22 protein-coding genes are annotated in these 16,995 nt (G+C 44.7%); 3 read left to right on the top strand and 19 right to left on the bottom strand.

The window, feature by feature from the left end; all coding sequences use genetic code 11:
* Window positions 1-47: 47 nt before the first annotated feature.
* From BN6465_RS07265 to BN6465_RS07340, 16 genes are all read right to left on the bottom strand, one after another.
* On the bottom strand, window positions 48-728 hold the full coding sequence (locus tag BN6465_RS07265; RefSeq protein ID WP_025641568.1) for a YkgJ family cysteine cluster protein: 681 nt from the start codon (window positions 726-728) through the stop codon (window positions 48-50).
* A 13-nt stretch (window positions 729-741) separates the two neighbouring features.
* Window positions 742-954, bottom strand: a complete 213-nt coding sequence (locus tag BN6465_RS20950) for a hypothetical protein (RefSeq protein ID WP_025641566.1) — start codon at window positions 952-954, stop codon at window positions 742-744.
* A gap of 20 nt (window positions 955-974) precedes the next feature.
* Window positions 975-1,352 carry a YodL domain-containing protein gene (locus BN6465_RS07275; RefSeq protein WP_025641564.1) on the bottom strand — a complete coding sequence of 126 codons (378 nt, stop codon included), beginning with the start codon at window positions 1,350-1,352 and terminating at the stop codon, window positions 975-977.
* Window positions 1,349-1,777 (bottom strand): DUF4262 domain-containing protein, encoded by a 429-nt coding sequence (locus BN6465_RS07280; protein WP_025641562.1) that lies wholly within the window; start codon window positions 1,775-1,777, stop codon window positions 1,349-1,351. The genes BN6465_RS07275 and BN6465_RS07280 overlap by 4 nt, the downstream gene beginning before the upstream one ends.
* A complete protein-coding gene (locus tag BN6465_RS07285) occupies window positions 1,761-2,561 on the bottom strand; it encodes a hypothetical protein (RefSeq protein ID WP_025641561.1) in 801 nt (266 codons plus the stop codon). Before BN6465_RS07285 ends, BN6465_RS07280 begins: the two co-directional genes overlap by 17 nt.
* Window positions 2,554-2,877, bottom strand: coding sequence for a hypothetical protein (locus BN6465_RS07290; RefSeq protein WP_025641559.1), 324 nt, complete (start codon window positions 2,875-2,877; stop codon window positions 2,554-2,556). The genes BN6465_RS07285 and BN6465_RS07290 overlap by 8 nt, the downstream gene beginning before the upstream one ends.
* On the bottom strand, window positions 2,874-3,620 hold the full coding sequence (locus BN6465_RS07295) for a hypothetical protein (RefSeq protein ID WP_025641557.1): 747 nt from the start codon (window positions 3,618-3,620) through the stop codon (window positions 2,874-2,876). Before BN6465_RS07295 ends, BN6465_RS07290 begins: the two co-directional genes overlap by 4 nt.
* The gene (locus tag BN6465_RS07300; protein ID WP_025641556.1) at window positions 3,617-3,826 is read right to left on the bottom strand and encodes a hypothetical protein; all 210 of its coding nucleotides are present in this window, start codon (window positions 3,824-3,826) and stop codon (window positions 3,617-3,619) included. Before BN6465_RS07300 ends, BN6465_RS07295 begins: the two co-directional genes overlap by 4 nt.
* Window positions 3,827-3,897: 71 nt before the next feature.
* Window positions 3,898-5,868: an NAD-dependent DNA ligase LigA gene (gene ligA / locus BN6465_RS07305; RefSeq protein ID WP_025641555.1), complete on the bottom strand. Its 1,971-nt coding sequence runs from the start codon at window positions 5,866-5,868 to the stop codon at window positions 3,898-3,900.
* A 13-nt stretch (window positions 5,869-5,881) separates the two neighbouring features.
* The gene (locus BN6465_RS07310) at window positions 5,882-6,064 is read right to left on the bottom strand and encodes a hypothetical protein (protein WP_025641554.1); all 183 of its coding nucleotides are present in this window, start codon (window positions 6,062-6,064) and stop codon (window positions 5,882-5,884) included.
* On the bottom strand, window positions 6,057-6,605 hold the full coding sequence (locus BN6465_RS07315) for a hypothetical protein (protein ID WP_029467244.1): 549 nt from the start codon (window positions 6,603-6,605) through the stop codon (window positions 6,057-6,059). Before BN6465_RS07315 ends, BN6465_RS07310 begins: the two co-directional genes overlap by 8 nt.
* A complete protein-coding gene (locus BN6465_RS07320; protein WP_029467246.1) occupies window positions 6,598-7,308 on the bottom strand; it encodes an N-6 DNA methylase in 711 nt (236 codons plus the stop codon). The genes BN6465_RS07315 and BN6465_RS07320 overlap by 8 nt, the downstream gene beginning before the upstream one ends.
* Entirely contained in the window at window positions 7,301-7,621 is a 321-nt protein-coding gene (locus BN6465_RS20955) for a hypothetical protein (protein ID WP_025641553.1), read from the bottom strand. Before BN6465_RS20955 ends, BN6465_RS07320 begins: the two co-directional genes overlap by 8 nt.
* Window positions 7,615-7,986 (bottom strand): hypothetical protein, encoded by a 372-nt coding sequence (locus BN6465_RS07330; protein ID WP_025641552.1) that lies wholly within the window; start codon window positions 7,984-7,986, stop codon window positions 7,615-7,617. The genes BN6465_RS20955 and BN6465_RS07330 overlap by 7 nt, the downstream gene beginning before the upstream one ends.
* 472 nt (window positions 7,987-8,458) lie before the next feature.
* Window positions 8,459-9,232, bottom strand: a complete 774-nt coding sequence (gene srtB, locus BN6465_RS07335; protein WP_074017774.1) for a class B sortase — start codon at window positions 9,230-9,232, stop codon at window positions 8,459-8,461.
* Window positions 9,233-9,241: 9 nt separating this feature from the next.
* Window positions 9,242-10,072, bottom strand: a complete 831-nt coding sequence (locus BN6465_RS07340; RefSeq protein WP_025641551.1) for a tyrosine-type recombinase/integrase — start codon at window positions 10,070-10,072, stop codon at window positions 9,242-9,244.
* Window positions 10,073-10,438: 366 nt separating this feature from the next.
* On the opposite strand from BN6465_RS07340, the gene BN6465_RS07345 reads away from it, so the two are divergent.
* The 3 genes from BN6465_RS07345 to BN6465_RS07355 all read left to right on the top strand — a co-directional run bounded on the left by BN6465_RS07345 (window position 10,439) and on the right by BN6465_RS07355 (window position 12,904).
* On the top strand, window positions 10,439-11,419 hold the full coding sequence (locus BN6465_RS07345; protein ID WP_025641550.1) for a MarR family transcriptional regulator: 981 nt from the start codon (window positions 10,439-10,441) through the stop codon (window positions 11,417-11,419).
* A 15-nt stretch (window positions 11,420-11,434) separates the two neighbouring features.
* Complete coding sequence (locus tag BN6465_RS07350; protein WP_025641549.1) at window positions 11,435-12,190, top strand: hypothetical protein; 756 nt, start codon at window positions 11,435-11,437, stop codon at window positions 12,188-12,190.
* Window positions 12,191-12,301: 111 nt separating this feature from the next.
* On the top strand, window positions 12,302-12,904 hold the full coding sequence (locus BN6465_RS07355) for a helix-turn-helix domain-containing protein (RefSeq protein WP_049947325.1): 603 nt from the start codon (window positions 12,302-12,304) through the stop codon (window positions 12,902-12,904).
* Window positions 12,905-13,231: 327 nt separating this feature from the next.
* On the opposite strand, the gene BN6465_RS07360 is transcribed toward BN6465_RS07355, so the two are convergent.
* The 3 genes from BN6465_RS07360 to BN6465_RS07370 all read right to left on the bottom strand — a co-directional run bounded on the left by BN6465_RS07360 (window position 13,232) and on the right by BN6465_RS07370 (window position 16,895).
* Entirely contained in the window at window positions 13,232-15,217 is a 1,986-nt protein-coding gene (locus tag BN6465_RS07360) for an LPXTG cell wall anchor domain-containing protein (protein WP_025641547.1), read from the bottom strand.
* A gap of 5 nt (window positions 15,218-15,222) precedes the next feature.
* Window positions 15,223-15,672 carry a hypothetical protein gene (locus BN6465_RS07365; protein WP_025641546.1) on the bottom strand — a complete coding sequence of 150 codons (450 nt, stop codon included), beginning with the start codon at window positions 15,670-15,672 and terminating at the stop codon, window positions 15,223-15,225.
* Window positions 15,673-16,058: 386 nt separating this feature from the next.
* Window positions 16,059-16,895, bottom strand: a complete 837-nt coding sequence (locus BN6465_RS07370) for a tyrosine-type recombinase/integrase (RefSeq protein WP_025641543.1) — start codon at window positions 16,893-16,895, stop codon at window positions 16,059-16,061.
* Between the last annotated feature and the right edge of the window lie 100 nt (window positions 16,896-16,995).

The raw sequence follows: 16,995 nt of genomic DNA on the forward strand, positions 1-16,995 counted from the left end.
GCGCCGAATTCCGACGCCTTGTTGTTATATCATACTGACCTGAAAATTTATTTGTCTCCGTCATCTGCCATTTTGCGCAAAGCAGCCAGCAACTTATCGTTATTGCTTTTGAACTGTGGAAAGAAAGACTTATCCAGATCGTAATCCGAATACTTGTAGAAAAGGAACATCATCACGGCCCTGGTCCGATTTTGCTCAGGAATTCTCTTCAGTAATCTTTCGATTTCCTGTACCGAACCGATATCCGTGTTCAAAAATTCAAAATCCTGCTTGCTGCAGCGCTTCTGAATCCATTTTTTCACGGATATCTGCGGACCAGAATAGTGATGCGGCTGTTCCATACTGAGATACTGTTCATATCCGCCAAGTTCATACGGTCCCACAGCAATGGGATATGTACGGCACGCCCTTGGATGAACCGAATGAATCGTACACCGATTATCTTTCAGAAAAATGCACGCATCATCCGCTCCAACTGTTTTCAGCATAAATACCGTGTATCCATTTTCACTAAGCAAGACAGGCTCCGCATAGGCAGCAAGCACATCTTCCATACTGTTCACTTTTTCACCCTTGTCTCTCAGATGTTTAGCCAACCGAAAAGCATCCAGACTCTCCAGCGGCACGCTTTCCCTGACATGCCGGCAGCAAGCGCCGCACATCCTGCATTTGAATGGAAATCGGTCTGACAGATTGACAGGAACCATTTTTGTCATGAATCCTTTCATACGTCCTCCTCGCTTACCAGATATCCCGGCACGGAACAAACTCCACAACGGTATCTTCGGCAATCGGCGTATCCGGCTCTCCATCAAACTCATTGTTGTATTTCGTACAGATATTCGGTTTCCAGCCTTTGCGTGGATCCACATCCACATACAGACAGCCTTCCGATTCATAAACCGGTCTGTCCCAACTGTCGCGCCCTTTATAGTTCAATATCAGTTTCTTCATGATTGTATCCTTTCTGCGCCCTACAGGCGCCCAAAATCAGCTTTTTCCTTTTCAAATGCAATCTCCTCAAACCCGAACCGGTCGCAGAAGAAAAATCTGCTTTCCTTTTCGGAACGGATGACCTCGACTACATCCGACATGGTCATGGACCGTCCACGGAAGCCTTCCGGATGCGATACGTTAAAACGTACATATACCGCTTCCAGTTCGGCAAGTTCTTGATCCATTTTGTTTTTGGCATTCCGGGGCACGGCGATATCCAAATCCCCGCTGAATACGGCTTCGTAAATCTCAGCCGGGACATGTCCGCCACTTACCGCCCGGACGCTTCTCAAATCGCTGAATATCAAGTATCTGTTTTCCGGTTCCGGGATGATTTGATACAACGTGATTTTCACGATGGTATCCCCCTTTCTGCGCAGAGCTCATCTGTCTTCAAGAGCTGCAGACAGTATGGGAGCGTACAATCTCCTTCCCCTGGGAAGATATTGTTCGCATCCGGTATGATGACCCGCAAAACCTTGCGCCCGGTTTCCTCATACTCATCCAAGCGCACATTGCAGTCTTCATAAATTCCGGAAACCATATCTCCAGACTGGAAGCGTTCTCCAGACTGAACTCTTAGCCCCAAAGTATTGAGGATTCGTCCAATCTCCTCCGTCGGCAAAAAAAGTACCATTTGGAAATCCAAGTGCCCATAGCGTTCCAGCCCGTGGGTGTGGGCATTGCACATATAGGGCAAAAAGTCTGTTTCTACCTCACCACATTCATCACAGGCGCCATTGGCCACCAGATGGATGAGCCAGTCAATTTTCTGATCCATGTTGCTCCTCCTCTCTGCGGTAAAACGCCAACATGCCCTGCATGGCGGAGCGTAAATCCCGGTCGAAGCTATCCCACTCAGTTATGAGATTCTCCATAGATTCTCTGTCACACATTTTGGCATCGTCCAGACAAAGCAGCTCATAGTCCACCTTATCTGCATCGTCATAAGGAAGAGCCAGAACGCCTTCCTTTACGAGAACGAAAAACGTGCCAAGATGCAGCCCATCAGAGATTGGATAGTTCCAGCAGAGTTCGTTGTGATACCGCTCCCTGTAATCCGCGCAGAAATCCATCAGCGTGGAATGCGTTGGACCGTTTTCGTGGAGATAAGCAATCAATTCACTTTTGCTCCTAAGGTTATCCAAACAAATATCATGCGGACTGATCTCAACAATCCGTCTATAGACTGCCGGCCGTTTTTCCCGGACGTTGACCAGCCAAAGAGCCGATTTCGTGGTACTCTCATGACACCAGAACAGCCTTAAAGCTTTTTCCAACAGTGCACGAGACAAACTCTCACCGATTGAAGCGGATTCTCCGGAGTCTTGAGGAATTGCTTCCTTTTCCATCTCCTCATTCCCATTGACAAACCGGATAAGCTTATCTATCTCGGCAATGGTAAACCGATCAGTGGTGGCCTGAAATCCCCAGTAATGATCATCTTCATAACCCGCTATGCCATGAATCGTTCTGTCTAAAATTTTGCCTGCACATTCTCCAATCAATCTGGAGGCTTCTTTCCAATCCAGTTTGAGTGTACGGCAATATGTGTAATTACTCATTTGATTCCCTTTCTGCCATATATGGCTTGTAATAAACTGTGTCGTCTTTGTCAGATTGGTAAGCTCCTATGCAAACCTCGTGGCAGGGGCCGCGTTCAGGATTGTATTCTGCAAAACAGATTGGCTCGGCAATTTCCGGCTTTTCTGTATCCCAGTACACATTGATTGCAGGGAAATTCTCATCGTCGATTGCCACTGCCCTAAGACTGGTTCCGTCCGGCAGAGGCAGTACAATAGTCGGATATTCCGTCTGGGGGATTTTATTATCCCGAGTTTCCACCACACATCGGAAGTAATCCTGTTTTGACTCACTCATGATAGGACACCTCCGTTTTGTACACACTCAATTTCAAATACACATCCTGAAAAAAATTTTTGATTTCTGTCCAAGTAGTCTTGTGCCGCCTTTTCGGTCTTGAACTTCCGAACTATCTGTGACTGCGGCTCCGGAATCCTCGCAAGCCAAATTTTCCGGCTGCTCCGCTTCACAAAATATCCCTGCTCTGCCCGAAGCACATAAAATTCCGACAGTGTACCGAAATCAAATGGGGTCCGCTTGCGCCTCATGGGCGGATGGATAACATGGCGGTTATTCCTGAAGGATACTGTAATGCTATGGCCAGAAAGCTCATCAATCTTATCCAGCAGTTCCTCTGTTGTAGCGACATAGTGCCTCTGCCAATACTCATGGTCATAATCAACCACTATCACGGCATTCCCATGTTTTCTGTAGTCCTCCACGGTATGTGCCGATTTCATCCCTGCCAGAATCCAGCGTCCGAACTCGCCTTCTTCAAAAGTGCGGTTCCTGCTTTTGCGTGTCCCGCCCCGGTTATTCATGTTGGCTTCCTCATAGATGGACGCTATCTCCTGCATTTCCTCTGCAGTAAACAGCATCCTCCCAGTATGGGGATAGTTCAGAACCGACCAGCGCTTTTCTGGAATCTCACGTCCTCGCCTGTCAATATCAAAACAGTTTGATGATCCATGATTTACGATAGGAATATACTTTTCTCCGACACGTATGAATGCCTTATCATAAAAGATTTCACTGCTCATACTGCCACCTCCTGCCGGATAAGATGCAGGCGGTAATTGGTATTACACGTTTCAAAACAGATCTCATCCAGAGAAATCTTCTCCATCTGAAGAACCTTACTTGTCCTGCGCATCCCTCTGTTTTCGGCGATAAAAGCGGCAGTTCCAACAGTTAATGGGCAGATAAGCCTGCCAGTGATTTCAAGATTCCTTTTTTGTGGGTTCATATCCATTACCTCCTTTATGAAAGTGAAAAGCGGAGCAGAAAATCTGCCCCGCCACTGTTATTCTGACGAATTTACGCCAGCATCGCCTCAAATTGTTCCTCTGTCAGTGTCCTGATACCGAGCTGCTGCGCCTTCGCAAGCTTGCTGCCGGCCTTCTCTCCAACAATCAAATAGTCTGTTTTCTTTGTAATCGAGCTTGCCGGTTTGGCGCCAAGCTGCATCAGCTTCATCTGAATACCGTCACGGGTGTAATTCTCCAGTTTCCCGGTTGCCACTACGATTTTTCCAAAGAATGGGTTTGTTGTATTTGTATTCATATCAAAATTCTCCTTTTCAAATTCAATTTTTTCAAGCAGCGGACGCCAGAGTTTTTCTTCCTCTGTATCCGCATACCATGTATAAATGTTGTTGTGCATCGTCTCGCCGAAATCCGGAAGCTGTGTAAAGTCGAAGCCGTCCTCAATGGCCTGTTCAAACGCTTCCCACGATCCATGAAAATAGCTGTCCAAATCACGTCCGGCATGTCTTCCCACCATAGGAATTCCCACGCCTGCAATAAATTTTGCTAACGTACAATGGCGGCTTTTTTCAATGGATGTCTGCAGCCGCTCAAAGGATTTCTCCCCAAAGCCCTCCGTCTGGACAATTTCATCACGATATTGCTCCAACGCATATAAATCTGCAAACGTCCGAATCCAGCCATGACTTACAAACTGCTCCAGAGTTTTTTCCGACAGGCCCTCAATATTCATTCTCGTTTTCTCACAAAAGTGGACAAACTTTCGCACCAGTTTGGCAGAACAATGCGGATTCTCACAGAATAGCTGGCGAATACCGCCGTTGCTTTTCCGAAAACTCAGCATCTGACCACAACAGGGGCAGCTGAGCGGAACACAGCAGGTTCCGGTCTTATCGAGATTCTCTGCAATCTGCGGAATAATCATGTTTGCCTTATACACGCGAATCTTATCGCCACGCCCCAAGGCAAGGTCCAGATAATTCTCATAGTTATGCAGATATGCCCGGCTGACTTGAGTGCCGTCAATAGACACCGGCTCGAAGATACCTGTCAGACTGACCATCCCAGTACGAGTGACCGCCACATCCAGACCAATGAATGTGGTTTCATACAGCTCGTCTTCCCACTTCAATGCAATCAAACGGTTTTCGTGATGCCCTGTGGCTCCCAGACCTTTTCCGTAGGCAACATCATCATATTCCATGATAATTCCGTCTACTGGGTAAGGGAACTTCTTAGGATCCATAGCGGCAATTGTATCACGAATCATTGTTTCATTATGAAGTGCATCCAGATAAATGTATGGTACAACCGAAAAACCGTTATGCTCTAAAAACTGCTGCTGAGCAAGTTTACTTTCCGGCTCAAGATAATCGCTCACAAGCTCAAACGCCCAAAACTCAAGTAATCTCTTTTTTGCCTCGCCGGCGTCAAGCTTGCGCGTGCTGCCAGATGCAAGATTTCGGGGATGAGTATAGGGATCCTCCAGACCGGAATTGATTTTCTCAAAGTTTGTCCATGAGATGACGCCTTCACCTCGAACCTCAAATGAATCCTTAGTGGGTATGGTAAGAGGCACGTTAAGAAAATTGCGCACAGTATGCGTTACATCCTCTCCAATAATGCCTTCACGCCCACGGGTAATGGCCTGAATCAGCTCGCCATTCTCATAGCGGAGTACCAGTGTCAGACCATCCATTTTCCAGCTTATCAGCACCGGCTGTTTTGCCGCAAACTTCACCAGATCTTCAACAGATTTGGTCTTATCCGCTGAAAGCATAGGTTTACTATGGCGCACCTCAGCCAGACTTTCCAATATTTCGCCGGACACCTTTTGAGTCGGGGAACCGGAAAGGATCAACCCGGTTCGGCTCTCAATGTCTTTCAATTCATCCATCAGGATATCGTAATCCCTGTCCGACATAATGGGATTATCATCCCGGTAATAGGCAATGTCTGCCTTTGTGAGCTGCTCAATCAATTCCAGCATACGCTCATGGTTTGTTTTATATTTTGCACTCATGTGCATTCTCCTTTCAGTCAATTCTGTGCATCAGTTCCCGAACTGCCTCATACCGGAATTGAAGCGCTTTTTCCTCCTCTTCCGTTCTTTCTGTCGAATCGAAATCAAGAACCTCCGCATATAGCTCATTTGATGATTTTGTGCTGTAGACTTCCTCTACGCTGCCGCCCTTCACAATGATAAACAGTCTATCCATTTTCGCTCACCTCCTTAGGCGAGCAGATCCGGAATGCAGACCATCGACCGCAATTGGGGCATGGAATTCCTAAAGTATTTCCAGCAGATTTGTCCAACTGTTCCTGTGTGATTTGCCCGGGTATCCCGCAGCATTCTGTTTTTACCCAAACCAGTCTGGCGGCATGGAGAACTTCAGGACGATACTTACGGTTGAACGGGATGTAGTCCACCCAGAGCGGATCATCAAAAATTCTGGCCATGTGAAGTTCCAGTGCAGTCATCTCCATCTCTTTTCGGGAACTATGACAATAATTATGCTCTTGTTCCCATTCCAACAGATTTTTCTGCATCTGCTGCTCTCCACTTTTCAGAATCAAATCCGAAGCCAGCTGTATCCAGTCTTTTTCCTCCAGATCTCCCACATCCGTTTTAATGCCTTTTCGGTATCCGTAAATTTTCTTTCTGCCCTCCTGTCTGACCAGAAAAGCACGTCCGGTTCCGTAATGAACCCGAAGATCAGAAAAGGTCAAAGCGTCCAATGATTTTTCTGTATTATCCAATCTTGGCCACCCCTTCCTCTGTGCTATAGGCAGTGCATTTCCTTTTTCCGAAAGGAACTGACGCCAATGGAGTGTACCACCGGGACCATTCTTTCATTGCTAAAGTGTCGCCATGAATGACCACAGCCGGAATTCCGTACAGACTGAGTTGGATATACGCCATCCACACGCAGCGGATATCAATATCCTGGGCAACAAAAAAACTCTTGTGCCGAAAATCGAAATTTTTCCGCTTCATTGCCCATACTGCACCAATCACTATCGTACCCGAGCCACAAGCTGGTTCGTTGATCATGATAGGTTCTTCCGCTTCTGAATGCTCATCCACTGGATCTACAATCTCAGCCATCAACCGGCAGATATGATCCGGAGTAAAATATTGTCCGTTCCACTCGTTATTTAAGCGAAGCTCATGATAAATACTGCCAAGAATATCGCAGGGATCCTCCTCATGCTCATAAATAGCAAGGGCAAGCAGAGCAAGCATACGCGCGTAGCAGTTAAGGATTTTAGGTTCCATCGTGGATGCCATCTCCTCATACCGCTTCTCACGCTCTTCTGCGTTTGACGGATCCATCTGCGCAGAGATACAGTTTGCTGCAATCTCCAAAAAGGTAGTAAAGACATGATTCAACCCCTGTGACTGCGCCAGATTCTTGATTTCATCAACCAACTCATCTTGATATGTTTTCTTTTTAACCACATTTAACACTCCCTTCCTTATTGCCGCCTTCACCGACCCATTCAAAATGGAACGGAATCCCGGCCTGATATGGGTAAAGTGTAAAATCATGGTCATTCCATATGCGCATGGCATGGCCACCTTTGGACTTTGAAATCACGACTCTTTTATTCTTGTCTAACAGCATATCCATCTGTGCCGGACTATACCGGCTTACATACTCAAGCAATTCAAAAACATATGACTTCTCCGTTTCCCTTACGGACATCACAATCCGGTATTGGTCAAGTATTCCGTTATCGTGTTCGGCGATATATTTTCCACGTTTCAACATGATATCACCTCATCACTTTCGTTCTGGCAAACAATGTTCCCATGTAAAATGGGAACTTCAAGCTTCAACAATCTGCCATCGTCTTCAAACTCCATTGAAGTGATACAGATATTGAGGGGATCACAGCTTTCAGAATACAAACCGATATCGGTTATTTTCATATCCTGCAGCTGCTCCAGTCTGCCATTGGCATAGACTTCTCCAAAACACACCCCTTTGTATCGGGCACTGAAACCATTGCCAGTACGCTCAATTTCGCTTTCATCCCAATTAAGAGATGCAGTTTCTCCGTTTGCCAATTCCACCTCAATATAATCAATGATCAAATCCTTGACGGTGGTTCTGGCATCCAAATAAAGAATCATAGGCATTTCCTTTCTGCATTCCTGCGTGGTTTTATCTATATACACGGGTATGCCGAAAGGCTCCCCGGAACAAAAATTAGGGGAGCCATAAAAGCTCCGATCTATATAAAAAAAGCACCCAAAGAACCGAAATTCTCTGAGTGCCTTTATTGCCCGAGGGCCTGATATGAAATTGTAACAGATGGGCGGAGGATTTGTGCCTCCGCACTCCCCGTTCTGTGCTTCTTAGTAAAGAAGCAAAAGAAACAAAAAAAGTGCCTGAAAGTATATACTCTCAGACACTGTGTAACCGGAAAACTCTAATCGCTCGAAAGCAATTACTGATACTGATGTAAAAAGTATAGCATATTTATTTCAGATTTTCAAGAGCAGAATAATGTCAATCTCCATTACGAATAAACAGGGAATTGCACCATTTTTCGTAATAGCATTCTCCTGATTCAATCAATTACTCTGTTTTCCTCTGAATCAGTTACTCTTCCGGCCTTAATACGCCCAGCAATACAAACCTGGCATTGTTAAATTCGTAACTGCAGGTAGAGAACGTCAGAATCTGGTCTGTGACTGCCGGGGTAATTTCACTGGTAAAACATGAACGCTCTCTGGCTTTATCCAGCCACTCTGTAAAATCTGAGTCTGAGGGAAATGCCACTTCCCACGCCTTATCCTGAACGCTGGCCACATACCCGCCGAAAATCTCTATCTCATAGTTTTTATCCGGCGTCAATAACAGGGCAATGGGATGTTTGTTATAATACTCCTGCTTCTTATACTCCGTCAGCCCGGAAAACATGGTGCCATTTTTCATATGATGCCCATAGATGATGCTGTGTCGATTTGAGAAATCCAATCTGTTTCTGCTATCCAGAAATATGCAGCCGGATCCGTTCCACTCTCCGCTGAATAAATGCTTTAGATAATACTGGTTATCCCTGCCCTGCACAACCGGGTAATTGATTTCTGTTCCTTCAATATAAATCCACCCCACGATATCCGGATTGATTTCCTGCAGGGAAGCAAAATCTACAACCGGCCATTCCCGTCCTCCAGACTCAGTTTCATCTGTGGGAGATGGGGAAGGTTCTTTAGGCTCTTCAGGCAGCTTCACATAATGGTCCATATCAGTATAGGAGTCCTCGCCTTCCGAATACTCACGGTGCTGCTTATATAATTGGATGGCACCTATCACAATACCGCTTGCAAATATCAAAATCAGTATAGTACAAATAATCCTTTTTATCTTCATGTTCTTACCTCACAGTCGATTGGCTTTGTCTTTCATTTCTTTTGCCGTCGGGTTACTATAAATGAGTGTGGTTTGCACATTGCTGTGCCCTGCCTGATTGGCGACTTCGTGAATGGAATATCCGTTCTCCAGAGCATTGGAGCAGAAATAATGCCGCAGCGTCTTCGGTGTAATGACATCCGAGTATCGGTTAAATATCTGGTTGATACGGGAAGGATTCAGCTTCTCACTCTGGCGGCTGACGAACAGATATGGGCTGTCCGAATTACGCACCTTTAGGTACTCCCGAATCGCGTAAACAATTTTGTCATTGATATAGACCAGGCGGTGCTTGTCTCCCTTGCCGACAATCCGGATTTCCTTTGCTGTCAGATCAACCTGATCCAGCTTGAGATTGACGCATTCACTCCGCCGCATACCGGAATAGGCATAAAGTGTGACCAGACAAAAGTCCCGTTTACTTCCACTCTCCAGAAGGCGTTGGCGGAATGCCTCTACATCTTTTTTCTCCACAGTGCAGGGACTGGCATACTGTATCTGGATTTTCATAAAATCGCTGTCCAGCACAGCAGCTTCCGTCTGCCGCCCACTCATAATCAGATACTCATTTAGGCTCTTCAGGGAAGAAAGGTGGTTATTTACGGTACGCGGATGATAACCCCGAATATTTCGCATATAGGAAATGTAATCCAAAATATTGGCACGGTATAAAAGCTGTGGCTCCTCTCCAAAACTGTCCCGGCACCAATGCAGATACATCGTTACATCATGACTGTACGTCCGGATTGTGTTTTCAGACTTTCCCAAGCTTTGCAGATGAGCAGTAAATTCTTCGATCATTTGATTCGCCTCCTCATTGTTATTACACGATCCATCAAGGCAATCTACAACCGATTTGATTATATTTAACTCATTTAGGCAGGATATCTTTATGATTGTGTTTAACTGAGAGCAGACTTTGCCACTCATTCGTTCTGCGAGTTCAATATAATTAGCATTATATCGAGGTCGTTCTGTATTTAAAAACAAAAACTGTTTGGCTGATAATCCCTGCTCGCCTTACACATAATATATAAGTCGAGTTTTTATAATTAAAGACTCTTAAAAGCTCCATATTGTTTCATTCGTATTTGACATGTTTCATTATATGTGGTATAATGCCTTTTCAATGAAACAAATTCCCAGAGTCTTGAAAGGGGGAAAAATATGTTTGATTTTTTGGAAACGATATTTGGGGACAATATAAAAGTTTCAGAATTTGATTGTCCGGCCAAAACGCCTTTTTATATTCGTGACGGATATAAGATTCAAAGCCTGTCCTGGAATAAAAGCCAGTGTATACTGCTGTCTCCCATTGATTCTTCCTGGAGACTTCCAACATTAAAAAAGCAGTTAATTAAATTTCAGGAGATATGCGAATTCCCCTGTGCGCTGTGTCTTGAAAACATAACATCCAAGCAGCGGCGTAACCTGATTGAAAGCAATATACCATTTATTTCACCATCCCAACAGGTTTATCTCCCATTCTGGGGCTGTTCCTTTTGGGAAAAATTTAAAGCGGAAACAACTGTTCCTGACAAAATGGCGCCCGGAACCCAGCTCGTGTTCCTGTATCTGTATTATTTGCAGACTACTGATACAGTCAATTTGACGCAAATATCCAGAGATCTTCTGCTCTCCAAAGCTACCTGCACCAGAGCAATTGATGATCTCACCGTATCCGGCCTTATTACTTACAGGACCGAGGGAACAAACAAATGGATTTCTCCATCCTTTCAAAAGCCTGAATTTTTAAAGAAAGGTTATCCCCGCTTAAAATCACCGGTAGAACGACTTATATACGTCAGAACCCCCTTCTATGATTCGGCATCGCCCAAAAGCGGTATCCTTGCTTTGGCGGATATTTCAATGGTTGGGGCAAACGAACAGGATGGGGCAACTGCCATCTCAAAAAAAGCCGGCACACAAATCCCGTCTGCAGAAATTATCTCTGAGCAGGATTTCCGGGATTTTGGAGGGCACATTCTTGAAGTATGGCGCTATGATCCGATTTTGTTGGCAAATAACGGGCGGGTTGATGATATCTCATTGCTGTTAAGTTTAGAAGATAATCCAAATGAACGGATTCAAATGGGTCTGGACGATATAAGAGAAAAACACGAACTTCCAATCAAGCATGAGGAATAATAAGGAGAAATACACATGGTAAACGGAATAGATATTTTCAGAGAACATTTCGACAATTATACAGACCAGTATACGGTTATTGGAGGATTTGCCTGCGATCTGCTTATGTCAGATGCCGGTCTTGACTTCCGCCAGACCGTTGATATCGACATGGTAATTATCGTGGAGGCACTGACAACAGAATTTGCAAAAGCATTTTGGGATTTCATAGAAGCCGGAGGCTATCATGCCAGACAGAGAAGCACAGGACAGCCTGAATTTTACCGCTTCATTGACCCGGCCAATCCCTCTTACCCTAAGATGATAGAGCTTTTCTCCAGACCGCAGAATCATGTGGAGCTTCAGCCTGATACCCATCTCATGCCCCTGCATATTGATGATGAGGTATCCAGTCTGTCCGCAATTCTTCTTAATGACGACTACTATCATTTTCTTTTAGATGGCCGAACCGTCACGGATGGGATATCCATCTTAGATGCCGAGCACATCATTCCCTTGAAAATGAAAGCTTGGCTTGATCTCAAAGACAAAAAGGCGCAGGGATTCCATGTGAATTCCCGTGACATTCGGAAGCATCGTCTGGATGTATTTCGCCTTTTTCCGTTAATTCGGGAAGACCTGAGGATTCCAGTACCATCCTCCGTTGGAGAGGACATCCAAAACTTTATTGCACAGATACGTGAAACTGATATTAGACTAACAGATATCGGTATTTCCCGTTCCAAAGATTCGATTCTCGATATCTACAATAATATGTACATAGTAGACTGACATTCAAAAGTATTTTCACGAATCAAAAAGCCGAAGAAGAAAACGTTCGCAAGCAAGAAGATTCTGGACTCTTGAATAACAGCTGATTGTTAAGATAAAGGTGGTGGGCAAATGCCGAGATATTTTAAGAAAGCAAGGCAAATTAATAATTTGAAAGTAATTGAGGCTGCCGAAAAACTCGGCATCTCCCAACCAACTCTAAGTGCATGGGAGGGAGAACGCAAATCCCCTTCTGTTGAAGGACTTGAGAAAATGTCCGATCTCTACGGCGTTACAACCGATTTTCTTCTTGGACGGTCGGAGCAGGGAATCTCAGTTCAATCTGTACCAGTTCCTTCAGAGTCGCTTCCAATTTTTCACGGAAAACCGGTTTGGTCCGCGAAGCATGGTTGGATGCTGGTCAACACCATCAATCATACTCTGATGCTCTCAAACGGGCAAACCATTCCGTTCTCTGATGCCCAAAAGCTGTTTACGCTGCCACAGCTGTTTTCCGAACCGAGTCTGCCATCCGGAAAGCCTCTTGTCTTATCTGAGATCCGGCAATTTACTCAGATATGGCTGGAACCCATTTCTCCAGACTCAGATCTGCGGACGGAATTACGCGGTTGGTATCAGGTAAAAAAACATTACGTTCAAAATGAGTATGGAAACCGGTTTTATTTAGATACTTATGAAGCTAAATGGCTCGCCTTTCATCCTGAACAGCAATAACGTAAAAGCACCGATACCCAATATAAAACCAGGCATCGGTGTATTTGTTGTTTACGCTTTTGAACAGGCCGCCAAACAATATTCTATTGTAAGACTTATACCGAACCACGGACAACGATGTAAGGAGATTTTCTATCTTCTATATATACACAGCCCCTCCTCCCTTACAATTTACCTGACTATGCGGCAGATCTCATCCGCTTTTGCTGAGTAAATTCTACCAGGGAGGATTCTGTTTTCTTTCCTGATTTGTCCTAATATTATTCTATTTTTTGTAAATTTTTAGAAAAGCGGTGCGGGGCCATTCCCACACCGCCGTACTTTAGATTATTTCTCTCCGTTTCCACGATAGTTTTTCTTTTTCATTGCCAAAAGTGTTGCAAGCAGGCCGATCAACGAAACTGCCAGCAGAGAAATCCAGAGTGCTACATGGCTATTATCTCCTGTCTGCGGGCTGCCACCGCTCGGCTTACCGGAATTGCTTGTATTTCCGCCGCTCGGCTTGCCGGGATTGCCCGTGTTTCCGCCGAGTGCAGGGATCTCTACAGCCGCTTTTTTGTAATGGCAAACGGTACATTCCTCATGCTTGCTGCCATTCTGCGCAGCGGTTGCCTCTTTGTCAACAATCCACTTAAATATATGTTCTGCTTTATCTGCTCTTCCATCACAGTCATTGCAATCATGCCAGTGATTTGTTTCATCAGAAGACCATTCCTCTTTATAGTCATGTCCAAGTGCAGGAATCTCTACAGCTGCTTTCTTGTAATGGCAAACGGTGCATTCCTCATGCTTGCTGCCATTCTGCACAGCGGTTGCCTCTTTGTCAACAATCCACTTAAATATATGTTCTGCTTTATCTGCTCTTTCATCACAGTCATTGCAATCATGCCAATGGTTTGTTTCATCAGAAGACCATTCTTCTTTATAATCATGTCCAAGTGCAGGAATCTCTACAGCTGCTTTTTGATAATGACAAAGAGTGCATTCCTCATGCTTGCTGCCATTTTGCGCGGCAGTTGCTCCTTTGTCAACAATCCACTTAAATATGTGTTCTGCTTTATATGCTATTGCATCGCTGTCATTGCGATTATACCAATGATTTGTTTCATCCGAAAACCATCCATCTCCTTTAATAAAAGAACCTCCCTCAAAAGATACTTGTGGGCTAAAATCTTTTATACTTGTGTAAATATTATCAAAAACACCATCTTTTACAGTTACGCTGAATTTATCATTTTTAGCGTTGCCGGTGGCAGTTGTTTTAATATACAAACCTGATCTGATGCCTGCAAAATTTCCACCATTGATATTTACTTCAATCTCTGTGGAGTCTACTTGTTCGGAAGTGATTTTTAATCCATCCTTTGTTCCCGTAAAATTACCATTATCAATGTTTACAGTTCCATTTTTCACAAATAATGAAGCAGCTTCTGGTGATAGTGATGTAAATGTACCATTCTTAATGTTCAATGTACCATGACTTGCCCAGTAAATACCTACATAAGACCAGTTACCATTTGCATTAGTACATTTATATGTTCCGCCATCAATCGTAACATTCATGCTTGGGTCACTTTGAGCAGCACTTGTAGAAATCGGGTTTCCGCCAGTCAATACATTCATATTGGTGAGGTTTGCTTGTGCTGAATTTAACAATCCTATACCCCAATCATTAGAGCCCACATTAACCCCATTGGCTTCTAACTCACCAGTAGATACAACAGCAATTGCAATTGATTTACCACTAGTTGAAGTTGCATTAACTGTCAGATTATCTGAAAGTATTGCTTTCCCTGCTGATATTAAAATTGTTGCAGCTGCTAAATTTTCTCCGTTATGAGTAACTGTACCATTTTGAATAGATACATTTGCATCTGCATTACTGATTTTGATCTGGCCGTTTAATGTTTTTCCATTTAGGTCCAATGTAAACTGCTTATTTGACGAGACCTCCACATTACCAGCAATATCGCCCGCAAGTGTAACAGTTCCACCGTTCTCAACATTATTGATAGCCATAATCAGTTCGTCAAACGTAGTGATTCCACTTTCTGATAAAGTTTCTACTTGTTCTTCAACAGCCTCTTCTGTATCTTCTGCTTCTGCCAGCTCTGCAGCAGACTCCGTTTCAGATTCTGCAAAAGCGCACTCTCTTTCATGCCCCTCCTCCAGCGTGCAGCCTTCGGTGACGGTGCATTGCTCCGCCAGTTTGCTTTCATTTTCTTCCGCAAAAGCCACGGTAGGAAGCATACTCAGCAATATGATAACCGCCAGCAGCATGGCCAGCAGTCTGCTCTTTTTTGCTTGTTTCATAGTGTTTACCTCTTTTCATGGTTTTCTGCACGCTGGTTCAACGTGCATCCGAATAAATATTGTTTCGCCTGTTCCGGGTCTGCAAAGGTTCGGTTCTGCCCGGTCAGATAGGAAACTGCGTCCTCCCACTCCCGCAGGCTAAAATCCTGCGCACTAATTTCATACAGGTGGTGGAACAAAAACATATTTGATCCCGCTCCCGCCAGATTGGACAGATACATACAGCCGTTTTTGGCTGCCAGGATATCCAGCAGACCCATTGCACCTGTTTTCACCCCATTCATACACCTCCTTCCCGAAAAGCTTTCTGGCTCGCCTTTTTCAAAGTATGCATGGCAATTAGGCAGAGGTTCTATCTTGCAGGCTTGAGACACATTCAGCAGTATCTCATAAGCCTCTGTATTAAGTGCAGAAACCTTCCCTGTTTTTGCAGTCGGTTTCAGTCTACAATCCATACGATTACCTGCCTTCCTTTGGCGGCGGTTTGTTGCTGTGCCTGCCGCCAGCTTTGCCCAACATACGACTGAATACCACAGATTGACTCATCTGTGGTAACTTTGGCATAACTACAGGTCGAAAATTCATACGGAAAACAGAAAAAGACGATTTGCCCTGACTGCAAATCGCCCTTTCTGCCACAACAAAAAAGCCTGCATATAAAAAAGCAGATGCAGGCTTTCTTGTCATGCGCAAATATTATTTTATGTAGGATTTTCCCTTGATTTTACTTATGTACCACTTGAAAACATAAGAACTTTACGCTATACTATATGTACTTGTAGCGTACTTTGCGGTACAGGTGTGATAGCATTTACCACAGATGAGTCAATCTGTGGTTTTTTTATAAAATGAGTCTCATTTTGTTCAAAATCTGCTCATGAGCTGCGGCGCTGACTGCTACATAGATCCGTGTTGTCTCAATGCGGCTGTGTCCAAGGATGTCCGCCAAATGGGCCAAGTTCTTCTCAATGGCATAAAAGCTGCGGGCAAACAGGTGCCGCAGGTTGTGAGGAAACACCTTGCAGGAATCCACTCTGGCGCTGGCACAGAGTTTTTTCATATCATGGCAGATATTCGTCCGGTCCAGGGGCCTGCCGCTCCTGGTTCGGAAAATATGGCCATTGTCTATGCCCAGCTCCTCTGCGTATTTCAACAGCCTGCCGCGCAGCCCCTTTTGCAGAAGAACGGTGCGGTTTTTCCCTTTCATGCAAATTTCTGCCCTTCCGTTTTGGGCCGCTTCCACTGTAATATATTGCAGTTCGCTGACCCGGATGCCTGTGCCGCATATGGTCAGCATCACCAGATACAACCGCTCATTTCCTTTGGCCTGAGCCGCTTCCAAGAGCTGTTTGTATTCCGCCTCAGATAACTCCCGCGTCTCATCCAGAAATGCTTTCCGCTGTACCTTTAGGAGCTTTATCTTACAGTCCTGCCAACCGCAAAACTCCAGAAAAGCGTTGATGGACGACAGGGCACCGTTGACAGTTTGAGCCTTCACCCGGCTTTGTAGTATCTCCCGGTATTCCAAAAGCCGGGGTTTGGTAAGTTCCTCCCCGCGCAAATACTCCGCCAGTTTCCGAACGGCCTGGAGATATTTGCTCACAGTCGCTTTGGATTTCTCATTCAGATACAGGCTTTCTTTAAACGCCTGTATCTTTTGCATTGTTATTAGATTCATGATCATAGACCTCCTGTATATCATTTTTCTATATTTTACCCACGAACATACAGGAAATCGTGATTCTATATAAAAACTTGAAATACCTTACGCTGCTTGT

It is taken from the genome of Bariatricus massiliensis, from assembly GCF_900086725.1.
In the GTDB taxonomy this organism is placed as follows: Bacteria; Bacillota; Clostridia; order Lachnospirales; family Lachnospiraceae; genus Allocoprococcus; species Allocoprococcus massiliensis.